Below are 18,577 nucleotides of genomic sequence, written 5' to 3' on the forward strand. Positions count from 1 at the left end.
ACGACACCACAGATCATCGATCGGTGGATCGGGGTTTAGGTACCGACGCGGCCGAACCGGTTGAAGCGGTCACCAGCCGCGCTCGGCGAGGCGGTGCGGCTGCGGATGTAGTCGACGTTGATGCCGACCATCGCCTCACCCAGGCCGCGCGAGACCTTCGCCAGCACGTCCGGGTCGTCGTGGAAGGTGGTCGCCTGCACGATCGCCGCGGCGCGCTGTGCCGGGTTGCCCGACTTGAAGATGCCCGATCCCACGAAGACGCCCTCGGCGCCGAGCTGCATCATCATCGCGGCGTCGGCCGGGGTGGCGATGCCACCGGCGGTGAACAGCGCGACCGGCAGCTTGCCGGCTTCGGACACCTCGGCCACGACGTCGTAGGGCGCCTGCAATTCCTTTGCCGCGACATACAACTCGTCTTTCGGCAGCGATGTCAGCCGTCGGATCTGGTCACGGATCTGGCGCGTATGGGTCGTCGCGTTGGACACGTCGCCGGTGCCGGCCTCGCCCTTCGAGCGGATCATGGCCGCTCCCTCGGTGATCCGGCGCAGGGCCTCACCGAGATTGGTCGCACCACACACGAACGGCACGGTGAAGGCCCACTTGTCGATGTGATTGCTGTAGTCGGCCGGGGTCAGGACCTCGGACTCGTCGACGTAGTCCGCGCCCAGGCTCTGCAGGACCTGCGCCTCGACGAAATGACCGATGCGAGCCTTGGCCATCACCGGGATCGAGACGGCGGCGATGATGCCGTCGATCATGTCGGGGTCGCTCATCCGCGACACGCCGCCCTGGGCGCGGATGTCGGCGGGCACGCGCTCGAGAGCCATGACCGCCGCCGCACCGGCGTCCTCGTCGATCTTCGCCTACTCGGGCGTGACGACATCCATGATCACGCCGCCCTTGAGTATTTCTGCCATGCCGCGCTTGACCTGGGCCGTGCCCTGGCCGTTCGTAGTCGTTTCCATCATCATCCCGTCTGCGTCATTCGTCGGATCTGTGTCGTCGCGACCGTGAGAGCCTCCACATTCGTGGCGCCGGACCGGCGCAACTCGTCCAACGTCCGCCGGCAACGACTCAGGCGCGCCCGGTTCTGCTGTTCCCATTGCCCGATGGCGGCGACCGGCGAGTCAGCTGCCTCCGTCGAACACTTCACAACATCGACCGAGAGTCGCCGCAGCGACCGGTAGAGGTCCTCTCGCAACGCGATTCGTGAGAGGGATTGCCAACGATCCCCACGGGGTAACGAGGAGACCGCGATGAGTAGTTCGTCGATGCGAAGGTGATCGGACAGCGCGTAGTACACCCTTGCCAGAGCGTCCGGCTCGAGGTTGACCTGTGCAGCGATCTCGACGATGTCGAGCAGGCTGTAGGCGTAGAGCGACTCGGCCAGCCGCTGCGCGATCTCCCGGGGCAGATCTCGCTCGACCATCGACCGGGTCGACGCTTCGACGGTGTCTGCCTCGTTGCCGCACAACATGTCTGCGACCTCACCGGAGAGACGGCTGACGACCGGCTCGAATCGGTCTATCTCGACACCGATGTCGAGCGGTTGAGGACGATTGCTTAGGAACCATCGCGACGCGCGATCCAGAAGCCGCCTGCTCTCGACCACCAGCGCATTCGTATCCGCGGTGGGAAGGTCTGCGCCACGGATGCTCGTCCAGAGATCAGGTAGACGGAAGACAGTCGTCGCGACGGCGTAGGCGCGGACGATGTCCGACGCCGTGGCCCCGGTGTCCTCGACGAGACGGAACGGATAGGTGATCCCGGCAGCTGCGATGATCTCGTTGACGAGCACTGTCGCGGTGATCTCACGGCGGAGCGGGTGCTGATCGATGGAGTCGCCGAGCAGGGCGGTCAGGGCGTCGGGGAAGTACGTCGAGAAAACCGGCTCGAACCACTCGGCCTCCAGCACCTCGTCCTGTAGGAGTTGGGATTTGAGGTCGAGTTTTACATGTGCCAGCACTGTCGCGAGCTGTGGGTTGACCAGACCCTGCTGGTCTCGTTCGAGGATGTCGAACTCGGCGGCCTCCGGAAGGCACTCCAGTCCGCGGTTGAGGCCCCGCCGAGATTCGAGATCGGCAACTATCCGGCCGTACACATCGGTGAAGTGCGCGGAGTTGAACCTCGCATCGCTGAGCACCTCGTTGTGGTGACGATTGTTCCGCAACACGTGCGCTGCGACGTCGTCGGCCATCGACGCCAACAGCGAAGCGCGCTCCTCCGGCTCGAGTCGTGCAGTGACGTCACTGCTCGCGAGTTGGATCTTGATGTTGACCTCGTGGTCCGAACTGTCCACTCCGGCGGCGTTGTCGATAGCGTCGGAGTTGATCAATCCTCCGCGGCGGGCGAACTGTATCCGCGCACGCGGCGAGACACCGAGGTTGCCGCCTTCTGCGATTGCTCTGGCCCGGACACTCGTCGCGTCCACGCGCACACCGTCGTTGACCTTGTCCCCTATGTTGGCGTGGCTTTCGTCCGAGGCCTTCACATAGGTGCCGACGCCTGCGCTCCACAACAGGTCGACCGGAGCGGTGAGGATCGCAGCGATCAGTTGGTCAGGAGTGAGCAGCTCGACCTCGTCGTCGACTCCGAGACTCGCCCGCATCGATGCCGAGACCGGTATGGACTTGGCCGTCCGGAACCACACACCGCCGCCGTCACTGATCAGCGCCCGATCATAGTCCCCCCAGCTCGAACGGCCCTTCTCGAACAGGCGCCGGCGTTCCGCGAGAGATCTAGACCGGTCCGGGTCCGGGTCGACGAAGATGTGCCGGTGATCGAAGGCCGCGACCAGACCAATGTGCGCACTCAACAGCATTCCGTTGCCGAAGACGTCGCCGCTCATGTCGCCGATGCCCACCACCGTGAAGTCGTCCCGGACGGTGTCGATACCGAGTTCGCGTAGGTGGGTCTGGGCGCTGACCCAGGCACCGCGGGCGGTGATACCCATCGCCTTGTGGTCGTATCCGGACGACCCGCCCGACGCGAAGGCGTCCCCGAGCCAGTAGCTTCGGTCGCGCGCAATGGCATTGGCGGTGTCGGAGAACGTCGCCGTGCCCTTGTCCGCGGCGACGACGAGGTAGGGGTCGGCACAGTCGTAGATGACCGTGGAGCTGGGGGGCTCGACGACTCCGGACGTCGTCTGATTGTCGGTCACGTCGAGGAGTCCGCTGATGAACTGCCGGTAGCAGGCCCGACCGTGCTCCGCGGTTGCCGGCGGCAAGGCGCGACGACCGGTTCGGACCCGGGATGGTGTCTTGGCGACGAACACCCCCTTGGCGCCGGCCGGGACGATCACCGCGTTCTTCACCGCTTGGGCCTTGGCGAGACCGAGGACCTCGGTGCGGTAGTCGTCCAGCCGATCCGACCAGCGCAGTCCGCCGCGTGCCACGAGGCCGAAGCGCATGTGGACTCCCTCGACCTCGGGCGAGAACACGAAGATCTCGGCCAGGGGACGGGGCTGCGGGAGTTCGTCGACCGTCTCGGCGGCGATCTTGAACGCCAGCCAGGTTCGCGTCGACGTGAACGCGTCCGGGCGATACGCGTTCGTCCGCGTGATGGCCATGATGACGTTCCGGTAGCCACGGAGTATGCGGTCGGCGTCGAGGCCGGCGGCCTCCTGGATGTGCCTGTCCACCTGCGCGAGAGTCGCATCGACGCGAGCACACCGTTCAGGTGCGTCCGACGGAGTCGACGGCCTGGCGAAGCGCGCGTCCATGAGTGCGGTCATCGCGACCGCGGACTCGGGGGTGTCGAGGAAGACCTGTTCGATGCGACTCTGGCTGTAGGGTAGACGAGATTGCCTGAGGTAGCGTCCGAGTGCGCGCAGCAGCACCACGTCACGCCACGTCAGGCCGGCCGTCGGAACGAGGGCGTTGAAGCCGTCGGCATCAGCGAGCCCTTCACGGACCGCGTGGAAAGTACTGGTAACCCGCTCGTCGAGGTCGGTGGCTCGGTCGGCGTCGTTGGCGGCCGAGACCACCGCCTCGGCGGCGTGCCGACCCGCCTCGAGCGTGAACTCGTGTACGTGGCAGGTCGATCCGTCCGCTCGCGAGGTGATCTTGGTGTGCTCCTCGATCGCCTCCAGGTCCATGCTGTCGAAGACAGGGAGTATCTGGCGCATCGGCACGACTTCGTCCGCGTGCAGGATGAACTGCAGTCGCGAGGATGGTCCGTCGACACCAGCCCGCTTGATGTAGACGGAGACGTCTTCACGATCACATCCGCTGGACCCGCCGACGTGCGGGTTTCGGTTGTCATGCCGGCGCTGGTACTCCGATGGGGTGTCGGTCGTATCCGAGACGGTGGTCGGCGAGCGCATCGTTGGGCTCCCTCAGGCGGTGGTGATGGATGATGGCAGATGCTGCGGAGGAGGCATGGACGGCGGCCGCCCCCGCAGCACTCTGCGGATGATCTCGCTAGGTTGTGTAGCCGTCGGCGATTTCGAGTGCGCGATCGAGGATCGCGATACCTTCTCGCGCTTCCTGTTCGGTGACCGTGCACGGCGGCACGATGTGGATGCGGTTGAAGTTCGCGAACGGCAACAGGCCGTTCGCCTTGCACTCCTTGAGCACTGCGCCCATCGCCTCACTCGTCCCGCCGTAGGGGGCGAGGGGCTCTCTGGTGGTCCTGTTCTGCACCAGTTCGAGTGCCCAGAAGACGCCGGTGCCGCGGACTTCTCCGATGCCCGGATGCCGTTGCGCCAGTTCGCGAAGAGCAGGTCCGATCACGTCGCGGCCCACGGACTCTGCGTTCTCGATGATGCGTTCCTCAGTCATCGCGTTGATCGTCGCCACGGCCGCAGCAGTGGCCAGGGGGTGGCCGCTGTAGGTCAGGCCACCGGGGTAGGGCCGGTTGTCGAAGGTGGCCGCGATCTCGGGACTGATCGCCACGCCGCCGAGTGGAACATAGCCGGAGTTGACACCTTTGGCGAAAGTGATGAGGTCCGGGACCATATCGGCGTGCTCGATCGCGAACCACTTGCCTGCGCGCCCGAACCCGGCCATGACCTCGTCGGCGATGAGCACGATGCCGTGGCGGTCACAGAGTTCGCGGACGCCTTGCAGGTAACCGGGCGGAGGGATCATGATGCCGGCGGTTCCGGGAATCGATTCCAGAACGATCGCCGCGATCGTGGCCGGTCCTTCGAAGCTGATGAGCTGCTCGAGGTGCGCCAAGGCACGCTGGGTCTCCTCGGCCTCGTCCGTGGCGTGGAACTGCGACCGGTACAGGAACGGCCCGAAGAAGCGAACGACCCCGCTGCTGCCGTAGTCGTTGGGCCAGCGCCGCGGGTCACCTGTCAGGTTGATGGCGGTGTCCGTGCCGCCGTGGTACGAGCGATAGCGCGCGAGCACCTTGTACCGGCCCGTGTGTAGGCGAGCCATTCGGACGGCATGCTCATTGGCATCGGCACCGCCGTTGGTGAAGAACACGCGGTTGAGGTCGCCGGGCGACCGCTCCGCGATTAGGCGCGCGGCTTCCGATCGAGCAGCGTTGGCGTGCTGAGGCGCAACTGTGCACAGCTTGGCGGCTTGCGCCTGGATGGCGTTGACGACCGCCGGATGCTGATGACCGATGTTGGTGTTCACCAGCTGAGATGAGAAGTCGAGCAGCCGGTTGCCCTCGCCGTCCCAGATGTAGGACCCCTTGGCCGCGAGGATCGTCATGGGGTCGATCTGCGCCTGCGCTGACCACGAGTGGAACACATGGGCGCGATCGAGCTCGTACGCGCGCCGGCCCTCTGCGATAGCCTCTTCGGTAGATGTGCCACTGGGAATCGGCATCGAATGAATCGTGGATGTCATTATTTCCTCGTTCCGATATCGCGGTTCGACGTCAGGCGTTCTGCGGGAAGCCGAGATTGAGTCCGCCGTGTGACGGGTCGAGCCATCGTGTGGTGATGGCCTTGGTACGGGTGAAGAAGTGGATTCCCTCTTTGCCGTGGGCATGGGTGTCGCCGAACAGCGAGTTCTTCCATCCGCCGAAACTGAAGTAGGCCATGGGAACCGGGATCGGTACGTTGATCCCGACCATGCCCACCTCGACCTCGTTCTGGAATCGACGTGCTGCGCCACCGTCGTTGGTGAAGATCGCGGTCCCGTTGCCGTAGGGGTTGTCGTTGATGAGGTCGAGCGCCTCGTCGTACGAGTTGACCCGGACGACGGAGAGGACCGGCCCGAAGATCTCGTCCCGGTACACGCTCATGCCGGTCGTGACATTGTCGATCAGCGTCGGTCCGAGCCAGAAACCGTCTGCGCCGCCGTCCGGGTTGACATCGCGGCCGTCGACGACGATGGTGGCGCCGTCGGCCTCACCGGCGTCGACATACGACTTGACCTTGTCGCGATGGACCTTGGTCACGAGCGGCCCCATATCGGAGTTCTTGGTACCGTCGCCAGTCTTGATGGTTCGGGTTCGCTCGGCGATCTTCTCGACGAGGGTGTCGGCAATGGGACCGACGGCCACGCAGGCCGAAATGGCCATGCAGCGCTCGCCCGCCGAACCGAATCCGGCATTGACCATGGCGTCGGCGGCGAGGTCGAGGTCGGCATCCGGAAGGACGATCGCGTGGTTCTTGGCTCCGCCGAGGGCTTGGACGCGCTTGCCGGCGGCGGTGCCGGTGGAGTAGACGTACTGGGCGATCGGCGTGGACCCGACGAAGCTGACGGCCTTGATCGACCGATGCGTCAGCAGTTCATCGACGGCGACCTTGTCGCCCTGCAGGACGTTGAACACACCATCGGGCAGGCCTGCCTCCTTCCACAGTTCGGCGATCCACAGCGACGCCGAGGGGTCTTTCTCCGAGGGCTTCAGCACGACGGTGTTGCCTGCCGCGATGGCGAGGGGGAAGAACCACATCGGGACCATCGCGGGGAAGTTGAACGGAGAGATGATCGCGACCGGACCCAGCGGCTGGTGCGCCGAATGCGCATCGATCTTCGTCGACGCGTTCTCCGTGTAACCGCCCTGAAGCAGATGCGGTATGCCGCAGGCGAACTCCACGACTTCCTGGCCTCGGGTCACCTCACCGAGCGCATCGGAGACGACCTTGCCGTGCTCGGAAGTGATGATCTCGGCCAGCTCTGCCTTGCGCTCGTTGAGCAGCTCGCGGAAGCGGAACAGCACTTCCACGCGCTTGGTGAGGCTCGTGTCACGCCACCCCGGGAACGCGGCCGCGGCGCTGTCGATGACCGCCCGAGCGTCTTCGACGCTCGCCAGTGACACCTGCTTGGTGGTCTCACCGGTCGCCGGATTGGTCACCGGCGCCGTGTTCGAGCTTGACCCGGGGAACACCTTGTTGTTGATCCAATGACTGATGGTCGTCACAGACATGAGCTGGGACCCTGCCTTTCGTGATGGTGGTTCGACGGCAAGCCGTCCTGCGTAGTCCCTCCATCGTTGGGCCACACGAGGCGGTTCAACGGCTACGCTCTGTAACAATCCCGGGGGTTGGAATTACACTGTGTCGGTGATACCAACTGTCGGCGATGTCATCGGACTGTCCGTCGTCCAAGCCGGTCGGCCGACGGTGATCAATGAGCAAGGGCTCGATGGCCCGGTCCGATGGGTACACGTTAGCGACGTGGCCGATTTGACCGACCTCCTGCAGGGCGGCGAACTCGTGTTGACCACTGGTCGAGAACTCCTGCGATCCCCGCGGGACTACCTGCACGGCCTGGCTCGTGCTCGGGCTGCGGGTGTGGTCGTCGAACTCACCGACCAGGCGCTTCCGGAGGAAGCAGCGCGAGTCGCGCACGAGGAGGGACTCCCGTTGGTCGTACTGCAGCGAGTCATCAGATTCGTCGAGGTGACCGAAGAGGTCCATCGAATGATCGTCGCCAACCAGTACGAGCAGGTGGACTTCGCTCGCCGGGCGCACGAAGTCTTCACCGAACTCACCATGACCCGCGCGTCGATCGACGACATCGTTCAGGCGGCCGCGGGCTTGCTGGGTGAACCGATAGTGCTCGAAGACCTGGGTCACCGCGCACTGTCGATCGGCGATGCCGGCAAATCAGTCGCGCCTCTGCTGAACGACTGGGGCCGCCGTTCCCGGATGCATGCGGCCGGGCGCAGAGAGAAGGAGCTCGAAGGCGGCTGGATTGTGACCCCCGTGGGGCCGATGAACGAGGTGTGGGCACGGTTGATCGCGCCGACACCCCCGGCCGACCTCGACCGGACCTCGATGGTCCTGGAACGGGCAGCACAGGCACTGGCCATGCATCGGATGGCCGAAAAAGGGCGCGCCGACGTCGAACACCGAGCTCAGGCCGGACTGATCGACGACGTCCTGCGCGGTCGCGCGACTAACGGGCAAGACGTCTTTGCGAGAGCGCTCGCCTTGGGACTCGACGACAGCGGTGAGTACGTACCGGCGACAGTGCGCGCCGACTACGGTGTCGTCGACAACGACCAGATGATCGAGCGACTCAACACGCGCCTTCGTGATCTGGTGACGCACGCTGTCCGAGGCTCGGGCCACACGGGTCTCTTCTCGATCCGTGCGCGCGGTGAGGTAGGGATGATCATCGCCCTGCGAACTCCTCGTGACGGCGATCGACATGCGTTACTCGACGCGCTGGGCCAACGCATCGCACGCGACGTCAAGCACGACGGCCACCTCGCCGACCCCGTACTCGGAGTCGCCGAACCAGTGAAAGACCTGGTCGTCTGCATCAAATCCATCGATCGGTCTGCCCATGTGGCCGACGTCGCGCACTCAACACCCGGTCTGCGCGCCCCGTACTTTCGGGCATCCGATCTCCGACTTCGCGGACTCATCGCATCGCTGCGCGATGACCGGCGGCTGCAGTCGTTCGCCGAGTCGGAGTTGCAGGCACTGATGCTCGATGACATCGAAAAGGGCGATAGTGGAATCGATTTGCTGCGCGCCTTCCTCGAGACAGGTGCAAACAAATCCGTGCTGGCCAAGCGCCTGCACATGAGTCGTCCGGCGCTGTACGCGAGACTGAACGAACTCGAACGCACGTTGGGAGTCTCGCTCCTCGACAGCGAGTCGCGAACCTCCCTGCACGTGGCGATGCTCATCTTGGACGCGTCCAGCACCGGCCAATCTCCGCGGCGGCGATGACCGGTGCCCAGTCGCCCAGCCTGGGGACACGCCTTAACTCCGAACCCGAACGACGGTCCGTCCGCGATTGTCCCCGCCCAGAATCCGCTGTAATGCATCTGGGACCTCATCCAAGCCGATGACCTCGGTGGCCCCATCGTTGACGATTACCGGCCGGAGGTCGTCGGACAGCCGCGTCCAGACCTCGCGCCGGCGGAAGATCGGGGTCCGCACCGAGTCGATGCCGAGCAGTGCGACACTGCGCAGGATGAAGGGGAACACAGTGGTGGGGAGTTTGACCTCACCGGTGTTACCCGAGGCAGCGACGGCCGATTGATATCGCATGGACGCCAGGGCCGCAGCAAGCGTCTCGCCGCCCACGCAATCGATTGCGCCGGAACACTTCTCGCGCTGAAGGGGCCGGGACGCGTCGAGCTCGTCGCGTCCGTCCGATCACCTCGGTGGCGCCCAGAGAGCGCAGCCACTCGGCCGCATCTGGCTTACCGGTGACCGCTGTGATCTCGTAACCGCGGTTCGCCAGAATGAAGACCGCTGTGCTGCCGACGCCGCCGGTGGAACCGGTGACGAGGACCGGTCCGGACTCGGGCCGTAGACCGTGGTCCTCGAGCGCGATCACGCTGAGAGCGGCGGTGAAGCCGGCTGTTCTCAATGCCATCGCCTGTTGTTGGGTCAGCTGCTCGGGGAGCGGCACAACCCATTCGGCCGGGACGCGGGCGTACTCCGAGTACCCACCGTGGTGCGCGACTCCCAGGTCATATCTATGTACGACCACCGGGGTGCCGGCGGCGAATTTGGACGAACCCGGCTCAATGACGGTGCCCGCGAGGTCGATACCCGGGATGATCGGGTCGAGACGTGCGACCTTACCGTCTCGCCGCGACGCGAGGCCGTCCTTGTACTTGGTGCTGGACCAGTTCACGGCGATCAACACATCCTCGCCACCGAGGTTCCCCCATCGGGACGTCTCGAATTTGCAGAACGCTGTCGGAATCGGAATGGTCGGCAACCAGGGCGCGGCTCGTGGCCGGAGTTTTAATCATGTTGTCAGAGTTCGAGATTCACCCGGACGGGCAACTTCACATTTGTATACCGGCGACGCTATGGGTTTACAGCTTGTCGCATCAGGTGGGGGTGACTCCACATCAGGATGTCGTATGCCTCACTTGCAGCGATACAGCCCGCGTTCTATCGCGGTGGGGGCTTCGCCTTCACGGTTCATCGGGCACGTCGCCCTGGATTATTGCCGAACGCTCGGCTATTCCGGCCGGTGGTCGCCGTTACGCCGCGCTATTCTGATGTACTCGGTGTGCCCGCAGTACCCAGGCTCACCGACCTCGACAAACCCGTCGATCTTGCCGTGGTCCAGGTTCGTGCCGACCGTGTGCTAGGCGTCATCGAAGACGGGCTGGCCGCCGGCGTCTCGACCTTCATCGTTCCCGGTGTCGGCGCGACGGACTCCGGGTCGCGACTGATCTCGGTTGCGAACCCCAACAACGACAGTCCAATCACGACTTCGGCGTCCTCGGTCCGAACTGCATGGGCCTGGTCGACCTGGTCACGGGTGCCGCACCAATATGTCGGCACGGTCGGCTCCGAACTCCGCCGTGGGTCGGTCGGCTCGTCGCTGCGAGCGGGGCGGTTGTCGAGGCGTTCGTCAACACCGGCCCGCGAGTTCCGTTGTCGACGGCGATCTCCTCGGGGAGAAAGCAGTTCTCGGGTTGGCCGATCAACTTCGGTTCTTCGCCGAGGATCGGCACCCGCGCGTGCCGATCGTCTGCGATCTCGCACCGAGGTGACGGGGGCTGCGGACGACACTCTTGCAATCGGGTCGGGCCGCGGCGCACCGGTCACGACGTCTGACTATCCGCAATCCTCGTCGACCGGGATGTCCTCAGGAGATCTCGTGCACGCAGAGCCAGCCACATCTCCGAGATATGACCTGTCACAGACAGATTCCGTCCGGTCAGCTCCTCGACACGCCGAATCCGGTACACCACGGTCTGGCGGTGTACGCCCAAACTCACGGCCGCCTGCTGCCACGACCTGTCGCAACTAAGGAAAGTGTCGAGTGTCTTCAGCAGTTCGCTACCGTGTGACTCGTCGTATGCCGCCACATCCGAAAGGGTTCGATCGACGAACAACCTTGCCTCTTCGGTATCTCGCATCACGGCCAGCGGCGAAGCCTCAGCGTAACGACTGATTCGGCCGGGCGCGGTCTCCGCAGCCCGCAGCGCCCAATTGGCTTCCCGCGCCGCGTCAGGAGCCCGGTTCGGTACCCCAAGCGGATCACTGACTCCCAGGGCGGCGCGTGGACCGAGTCGGCGGTGCAGGATTTGTGCAGCCTCGCGGCTGTCGGAGAGCAGCGCGTACAGTACGCCCGCCCTCCGAAGCAGCAAGTTCGGCACCGCGCGGCGGTGCAAGCTCAGGTGCACGCGATGTTCGTCGGACTCGCGCCCACCGGCACATGCGACAAGGACGCTCGACTCGGGGAACAGACCGCGGCTCGTGAGCCCGACTCGCGCCTCGACGTCTCCGACTCGCCCGTCCACCAGAGCCGCCAGCAACTCCCCGCCGATCCGTCGTTCGTGCTCTCTGCGTATTCCTTGCTGGGCCAACAGAACCGCCGCTGCCGTCGCGATGTGCTGCAACAGCACGATGTCCGGCGGTTCGGCTCTGAACGCATGCGTCAGCAGCACCGTCGGTTCTTCGTCGGGCACATCAACCAGGTGGGCGCGGTTTCCACCTGACTCGAGGTGGACGACCCCCGGCAGCGCCCCGCCCCGCCGACGGACTTCGGATACGACAGCTTCCTGCAATTCGGCCGGCACATCCGGGCCGTCATCGAGTGCGGAGCGGCCGGTCTCGGCGTCGAGGACAGCGATCTGGCATGCAAGGTCTCTGGCGAGGGGCTGCATCACTTCCACAGCTGTCGTATCCGCCACGGATCGCCGGATCATGGTGTACACCCGCCCCGTCAGCGCCAGTCGTCGACTCTCGTCGCTCACGTTCTGATCGGCGACCGCACGGCCGATCGCGCCGAAACCGACCGAGTACGGCGCGACGATGATCGGGAAACCACGAGTATCCGCTGCGGAGAGGGCCTCGGCGTCGATCGTCGGGGTTTCGGGATCGATCCCCAGAACGAGTCCACTGATCGCATGATCGGCCAGCTTGTTCACGAACTGGACCTGGTCGTCTGCCGCCGCCGGCATCGTTCGACCGTTTTTCATGAGCAACTCGCCACCGGTCATCCAGTCCCATGGGCTGTCCAGATCGGAAGTCTGCGCCCACGTGACTGAGCGATCGACACCACTCGCACCACCCCGCAGGTTCAGCCGCAGGTGTCTCATCGCGACCAGGTCGGCGATCGTTGTCAGGGCCATCACACCACTCTCTAGTCAAACGTATAAACAGATCGCCGTAGTTTAGACGATCCGAGTATTAACCCGACCTCGGTTGGCGCTCATAGTTGCAGGAACACTGCGTGAGGAGCGTCACTATGAGTCAATTCGAGGCCGAGGGTCAAATGCCCCCAGGAAGTACAAACAACAACCACGGTGCTGGCGTCGTCGTCGACACCCCGGTCGGACCGCTCAACGGTCTGGTGATCCCGCGGTATGCGGGGCATTCCACGTTTGCGCGCCTGCCCCGGCTCGAAGACATCGGTCGCCACGACGTGGCGGTGGTCGGGGTGCCGTTCGACACGGGCGTCACCTATCGGCCGGGCGCGCGGTTCGGCCCGGCGCATATCCGACAGTCGTCGCGACTGCTGCGCACTTACAATCCGGCGCTCGATGTCGAACCTTTTGCGAATCAGCAGGTCGTGGACGCCGGCGACATCGCCTTCAACCCCTTCGACATCGACACTGCAGTCGGGCAGATCGAAGCCGGGGCATTCGAGCTGATCCGCAACGGTGAACGCCTCGTCACCCTCGGCGGCGACCATACGATCGCCTATCCGCTGCTCAAGGCGATCAACCGAGTTCACGGGCCGGTCGCCCTGGTGCACTTCGACGCTCACCTCGACACATGGGATACCTATTTCGATACACCGCTGACCCACGGGACGCCCTTTCGACGGGCCGCCGAGGACGGCTTGTTCATCCAGGGCCACAGCGCGCATGTGGGCATTCGAGGATCGCTTTACTCGCCGAACGACCTGCGTTCAGACGCTGAACTCGGATTCCACGTCGTCCATTGTCGCGACTTCATCCGCCGACCGATCGACGACGTCATCGACGAGCTCGAACAAACCATCGGAGCGTCGACGCCGTTGTATGTCTCCATCGACATCGATGTTCTGGATCCCGCGCACGCGCCGGGAACCGGCACCCCGGAGGCGGGTGGGATGAGCAGTCGTGAACTGATGGAGATGGTCCGCAGCTTCGCGGGACTCAATCTCGTCGGCGCCGACATCGTCGAGGTGTCGCCGGCCTATGACCACGCCGAGCTCACGGGAGTGGCGGCGGCCAACCTGGCGTATGAGTTCGTGTCGCTTCTGGCGAAGCGTCGTCGATGAGCCCGCTGCTACCCGCTGCCCCGTGGCCTGGCCCGAAGGGAAAGTGGCGGCTGCCGCGTTCACCTTCGATGTCGATGCCGAATCAGCGGTTCTGGGAGCGGATCTGTGCTCAGCAACTTGATCAAGGATGCGATCTCTGGCCCCGACGTCTGGATCGCGCCACTCGATGAAATCGCTACGCACGTTCGTAGTCAACAGCTGGCCCCGCGTTCGATCACGCGCCCAGACCTCAACGAATTCTCCTAGAAAGAGCACCTCTCATGGATATCGCAATAATCGTCGTCTATCTGTCGGCGATGCTTCTCTTCGGCTGGTGGGGTAAGAAGAAGTCGGCGAACTCAGCCGATTTCCTCGTCGCCGGTAGGCGTCTCGGACCGGCGCTCTACACAGGCACTCTTTGCGCAGTCGTCATCGGCGGAGCCTCGACCGTCGGCGGTGTCGGCCTCGGGTACCGCTACGGTATGGCGGGGATGTGGCTCGTGGTGGCGGTCGCGACCGGCGTCCTGCTCCTCAGCCTGATCTTCTCGCCTCGCTTGCAGAAACTGGGCATCTACACGGTGGGCGACATGCTCCGGCTTCGGTATGGCGTCGAAGGGACCCGCGCTTCGGGCATCCTGATGGCCATCTACACCCTGATGCTGTGCGTGTCGTCCACCGTCGCCTACGCCACCATCTTCAGGGTGCTCTTCGATCTGGGACAGGCCCAGTCCGTGATTCTCGGCGGCGCAATTGTAGTCTTCTATTCCAGCGTCGGTGGCATGTGGGCGATCACGCTCACGGACATGGTTCAGTTCATCGTCAAGACCATCGGAATCTTCGCCTTGATGCTGCCGTTCACCTGGTCGCGAGCCGGCGGATTCGACGGCATCACCGACCGACTCGGTGACGAGGTGTTCGACATCACCTCGATCGGTTGGGCCAGTATCGTGACGTACTTCGTCGTCTACACCCTCGGAATTCTCATCGGTCAGGACGTTTGGCAACGCGTCTTCACCGCGCGATCGCCGCGAGTGGCCCGTTGGGGTGGCACAGCCGCCGGTGTGTACTGCGTGCTGTACGGAATCGCGGGTGCCGCGATCGGTACGGCAAGCGCAGTCCTGATTCCGAACGCCGAAGCGTCTGACGACGTGTACGCTGACGTCGCCGCCCAGATTCTTCCCGTCGGGATCGCCGGCCTGGTGCTCGCCGGAGCTGTCGCGGCGATGATGTCCACTGCATCGGGAGCACTCATCGCGACCGCGACAGTATGCCGCAATGACATTGCCCCATTTGTGAAAACACTGCTCGGCCGTCCATCGCACGGCGACGAGATCGACGACACAGAGCAAGATGTTCACGGCAACCGCGTGTACATCATCGTCACCGGAGTCCTCGCTGTCGGGTTGTCCATCCTCATCAACGATGTCGTCGGCGCGATCACCATCGCGTATGACGTCCTGGTCGGTGGACTCTTCGTCCCGATCGTCGGCGGGCTCGTCTGGAAACGGGCCAACGGGGCGGGAGCGATCGCGGCGATGGTCGGCGGTCTGATCGCAACTGTCACTGCCCTCCTGCTCGTGGACGACATTCTCGACGTCATGCCGGTGTACGTCGGCCTGGGCACTTCACTGTTTCTTTACGTGGTCGTCAGTCTGACCACCGCGCCGACCCAGGAACCGGTTCGGCAAGAATGGAAGATGCGTTCGTCGGGGCGACACAACGGCAGCGCGATGAACTCGAACGTCGCCGACACCCGACCGACGGCTGTCGAAAGCTGACACCCCGAGGGCGGTCGATCGTCACGCTGTCGCGAGATTGGCCACCCGGGTGTCGCGTCAACTCGTGAAACGACGCCAGGCGCGGACAATGGGTCCGCGCCTGGCGTCGCCTCCGGACCGGGGGCGCAGCGACATGCCGTACCGTCGCGAAACCGGGATCGTTGCCGACGAAGTGTATGTGCATAGGCGATATCGACGTCGTTGCGCTCGCACGGATTTGTGCGTCGCTCGACGGTGGGGCTCGACGCGCAACGGCAGCTCCCGCGCGAGCCTGGCGGGGACCATGCATCGAGGCGACCACGAATAGTCATCCCGCTAATTCATTGCGACTCACAAATTTTCAATGTGTTGCCGAATGTCGACCACTTCCATGGTGGGTCCTCCCGGTGTAGGCCGGTCGATGCCAGGACGCAGCGGGGTCAGGTGCGCGCGATCGCAACTCGTGGTGCAGCGCCTTCAATCCCATAACCCCGCTCCACATTACGCTGCCGGCGTGTGCCGTCGCCGTGGTGCTCTGACCTCGCCGAGCATGGTGGTGGCAAGCTCGCGGCCCGCGAACAAGTGCGCGCGCTGCTCGATACCAACCAAGCGACCTTGCGGAACTGTCGAGAAGGACGCATCGAACCGTACCTGAGCTCGGCAACACCACCAGTAACACAGAAATCAGGAGTGCCGTCCTTACACAGAAATCTTGTCAAGCTCGTTGTGGCAGCGTGCACACGAAGGCCATCCAGTTATCGCCGGACACCTGATCCACCACTCCGACGCCGGATCGCAAGCCTGATCAATACACGTCGGTCAAGCTGACCGCTCACCTCGATCTCGAGAAGATCGCGGCATCGATCGGCTCAGTCGGCGATGCCTACGACAACGCTCTGATCGAGTCGGCGAACGGGCTGTAAAAGACCGAATGCATCCGCACCACCGTGTTCCATGCCGGCCCGTACAAGACGATCTCCAACGTCGAGTACGCCACCGCGGGCTGGGTCGACTGGTACAACTGCGACCGTCTGCACTCCAGTATCGGACTGCTTCCGCCCAACGAGTACGAGCACGACTACTACGCTGCCCTCAACACCGAGGTCCAGCCCATCAACGAGGCGGCACAAAACCTAAGGTGATTCAGGGGCAAACCCATGCCTGGCGCCCGCGACACCTACCACCTGCATCGCTAACCCCGCACTGCGAGAGAGAAGCCGACAAAATGGCGACCGCACAACACACACCCAGCGCCACCGCATCCACCGAACCCGATGCAGGGCCTCCGGTGCCGTGCGACTGCGAGTGTCACCAATTCGAGCAGCTCTGTGAACACTGCTGCCTGGACCCCGCTACGGGTTCTGAGGCGACTGCTGCTACTACCTGCAGCCCAGCTTGGCCGCACCGGCAACACAATCAGATCTGATCAGCGTCGCCGCCCTGTGAACTGAAATGGCCACTGCACAGATCCATCCCGGAAAGGGAACTCGACATGACTGCGTCCTCCTCATCTGCGTGGCGCTCCTTGCACTGGCTGGCGCGCTGTACTTTCTGCGGCCGTAGCAGGACGTACCACCAGATCATCGGCAGTCACCGGTCCTGGGCATCGCGGTCGTCGCCGCCGCGCTTGTAGCGCTTGTCGTGCTCTACGAAATGCCCCCGGTTGTGCGTGCGCCCGCGACACCGACGGCGCGCTAGAGCCGACCCAACCAGGTCGACATCGCCGCCGGTGCGCCAACTCAACTGGGTCGTCAGGCGTGACCACATAGGCCGACCCACCGGGTCGTTGTGAATCGAGGAATCGGGCCGTGGCCAGCGCCGACGTCCAGATCGCCGACTCCGGGATGTCGAGGCCGGTGCGCAGCAGGCGCGCACGGAGATCCCGCGGCGTGCGGATCGAGTTGTTGGTGAGGACGATGAACGGGATCTCGTTGTCGCGCAGTTCGGTGAGGAACGCATCGGCGCCGGGGATCAGGTGTTCCTCGCTGACGAGCACTCCGTCCATGTCCATCAGGTAATTCCAGGCCATGCCCCGAATTATGGCGGGATCACACCCGGGTCGCGCCAAACCCGGCGAATACGCCCGCCCGCTGACACAATGACGCTGACACATTGACGCTGACAGAGAAGACGGGACGCCAGACCAGCCCCCAGCCCGAGCAGAGGTCGTAGGTGATCGGTTACCTGTGCAAGCGCATCGCCTCGTGGGCGGTCCTTGTCTTCATCGCCACCAACTTCGCCTTCTTCCTGGCCACCTGGTTCCTCGATCCGCGCTCGAACTACGCACAGCGCAAACCGCCACTGCCGCCCGAGATCGTCGACAACACGCTGAGCACCTACAACCTCAACGACAAGACCCCCGTCCTCGCGCGGTGGTGGACGTGGCTGACCGACATTCTGCTGCACTGGGATTGGGGTTCGACGCCGGTCGGGACCAGTGTCAACGCCCAGGTCGCCTTCCGATTGTGGTCGTCGGTCCAGCTCCTCGCCGCCGCGACGGTGCTGGCCACGCTCCTCGGCATCGCCCTCGGCGTCTACACCGCACTGCGCCACTATCGTCTCGCCGACCGCGCGTGGCAGTTCGTCTCCATCGTGATGATCAACGTCCCGGTCGCCGTCGCCGGACTCGCCGTCGTCCTCGTGGGGATCGCGATCAATCAGCAGGTCGGGCACACCGTCGTGTTCGTCGCCGGATCGTCGAGCATCGATGTCCATGGGTTCTTCCCGGTCCTGCTCGACCGGCTCAAACACCTGATCCTGCCGACGATCACGCTGGTCGTCGTCCAGTATGCGGGCCTGCACCTGATGCAGCGGTCGCTGCTGCTCGACACGATCGACGCCGACTACGTGCGGACCGCGCGGGCCAAGGGGCTCACCCGAGGGGTCGCGGTCCGCAGGCACGCGCTGCGCACGGCGATCATCCCGGTCGCGGTGGGCATCGCCTTCGCCATTCCGGCCGTCTTCACCGGGGCTGTCATCACCGAGACCATCTTCGGGTGGGAGGGCATGGGCCGCTACTTCGTCACCTCCATCAACACGAACGACGTCTACGGGGTCGTTGCGGTCGCCGCGTTCGGTGCGGTCGCCACGGCGGTCGGTGCGATCCTGGCCGACATCGCCGTCGTCTATCTCGACCCCCGCGTGCGGGTGACCTGAGATGGCGAGGACCGAGAGGGTGAGATCGACGGTGGTGAGTTCGATGGTGGCGAGATCGATGGTCGCGAGGTC

The 18,577-nt window shown here is 64.4% G+C and carries 11 protein-coding genes and 3 pseudogenes; 6 read left to right on the forward strand and 8 right to left on the reverse strand.

Features of this window, described 5'->3' with window-relative positions; genetic code table 11:
• Positions 1 to 69: 69 nt before the first annotated feature.
• The 4 genes and pseudogenes from pdxS to EEB19_RS11415 all read right to left on the reverse strand — a co-directional run bounded on the left by pdxS (position 70) and on the right by EEB19_RS11415 (position 7,335).
• Positions 70 to 971: pseudogene (pdxS, locus tag EEB19_RS11400) on the reverse strand (pyridoxal 5'-phosphate synthase lyase subunit PdxS).
• Positions 968 to 4,324: an NAD-glutamate dehydrogenase domain-containing protein gene (locus EEB19_RS11405; protein ID WP_187586263.1), complete on the reverse strand. Its 3,357-nt coding sequence runs from the start codon at positions 4,322 to 4,324 to the stop codon at positions 968 to 970. The pseudogene pdxS and the gene EEB19_RS11405 overlap by 4 nt, the downstream one beginning before the upstream one ends.
• A gap of 97 nt (positions 4,325 to 4,421) precedes the next feature.
• Complete coding sequence (locus EEB19_RS11410; protein WP_187586265.1) at positions 4,422 to 5,807, reverse strand: aspartate aminotransferase family protein; 1,386 nt, start codon at positions 5,805 to 5,807, stop codon at positions 4,422 to 4,424.
• Between the two features lie 31 nt (positions 5,808 to 5,838).
• Positions 5,839 to 7,335 carry a CoA-acylating methylmalonate-semialdehyde dehydrogenase gene (locus tag EEB19_RS11415; protein ID WP_187586267.1) on the reverse strand — a complete coding sequence of 499 codons (1,497 nt, stop codon included), beginning with the start codon at positions 7,333 to 7,335 and terminating at the stop codon, positions 5,839 to 5,841.
• Between the two features lie 136 nt (positions 7,336 to 7,471).
• Here EEB19_RS11415 and EEB19_RS11420 point away from each other — a divergent pair, with 136 nt between their 5' ends.
• A complete protein-coding gene (locus EEB19_RS11420; protein ID WP_187586269.1) occupies positions 7,472 to 9,094 on the forward strand; it encodes a PucR family transcriptional regulator in 1,623 nt (540 codons plus the stop codon).
• Positions 9,095 to 9,127: 33 nt separating this feature from the next.
• Here the strand turns inward: EEB19_RS11420 and EEB19_RS26905 are convergent, their stop codons facing one another.
• Entirely contained in the window at positions 9,128 to 9,418 is a 291-nt protein-coding gene (locus tag EEB19_RS26905) for a hypothetical protein (protein ID WP_262365594.1), read from the reverse strand.
• Positions 9,384 to 10,013, reverse strand: a complete 630-nt coding sequence (locus EEB19_RS26910) for a hypothetical protein (protein WP_262365595.1) — start codon at positions 10,011 to 10,013, stop codon at positions 9,384 to 9,386. The genes EEB19_RS26905 and EEB19_RS26910 overlap by 35 nt, the downstream gene beginning before the upstream one ends.
• A 228-nt stretch (positions 10,014 to 10,241) precedes the next feature.
• Between EEB19_RS26910 and EEB19_RS27185 the strand changes: the two are divergent.
• A pseudogene (locus EEB19_RS27185) lies at positions 10,242 to 10,517 on the forward strand (CoA-binding protein); the annotation flags it as partial.
• Positions 10,518 to 10,941: 424 nt separating this feature from the next.
• On the opposite strand, the gene EEB19_RS11430 reads toward EEB19_RS27185, so the two are convergent.
• A complete protein-coding gene (locus EEB19_RS11430) occupies positions 10,942 to 12,477 on the reverse strand; it encodes a PucR family transcriptional regulator (RefSeq protein ID WP_187586270.1) in 1,536 nt (511 codons plus the stop codon).
• Positions 12,478 to 12,620: 143 nt separating this feature from the next.
• On the opposite strand from EEB19_RS11430, the gene speB reads away from it, so the two are divergent.
• The 3 genes and pseudogenes from speB to EEB19_RS26915 all read left to right on the forward strand — a co-directional run.
• Positions 12,621 to 13,613, forward strand: a complete 993-nt coding sequence (gene speB / locus EEB19_RS11435) for an agmatinase (RefSeq protein ID WP_187586478.1) — start codon at positions 12,621 to 12,623, stop codon at positions 13,611 to 13,613.
• A gap of 260 nt (positions 13,614 to 13,873) precedes the next feature.
• Positions 13,874 to 15,370, forward strand: coding sequence for a sodium:solute symporter (locus EEB19_RS11440; RefSeq protein ID WP_187586272.1), 1,497 nt, complete (start codon positions 13,874 to 13,876; stop codon positions 15,368 to 15,370).
• 700 nt (positions 15,371 to 16,070) lie between these two features.
• A pseudogene (locus EEB19_RS26915) lies at positions 16,071 to 16,491 on the forward strand (integrase core domain-containing protein); the annotation flags it as partial.
• Between the two features lie 365 nt (positions 16,492 to 16,856).
• Here the strand turns inward: EEB19_RS26915 and EEB19_RS26920 are convergent.
• Positions 16,857 to 17,378 (reverse strand): hypothetical protein, encoded by a 522-nt coding sequence (locus tag EEB19_RS26920; RefSeq protein WP_262365596.1) that lies wholly within the window; start codon positions 17,376 to 17,378, stop codon positions 16,857 to 16,859.
• A 143-nt stretch (positions 17,379 to 17,521) separates the two neighbouring features.
• On the opposite strand from EEB19_RS26920, the gene EEB19_RS11455 reads away from it, so the two are divergent.
• The gene (locus tag EEB19_RS11455; protein WP_187586276.1) at positions 17,522 to 18,505 is read left to right on the forward strand and encodes an ABC transporter permease; all 984 of its coding nucleotides are present in this window, start codon (positions 17,522 to 17,524) and stop codon (positions 18,503 to 18,505) included.
• Positions 18,506 to 18,577: the final 72 nt, after the last annotated feature.

Source organism: Gordonia sp. OPL2 (genome assembly GCF_003797825.1).
Classification (GTDB): domain Bacteria; phylum Actinomycetota; class Actinomycetes; order Mycobacteriales; family Mycobacteriaceae; genus Gordonia.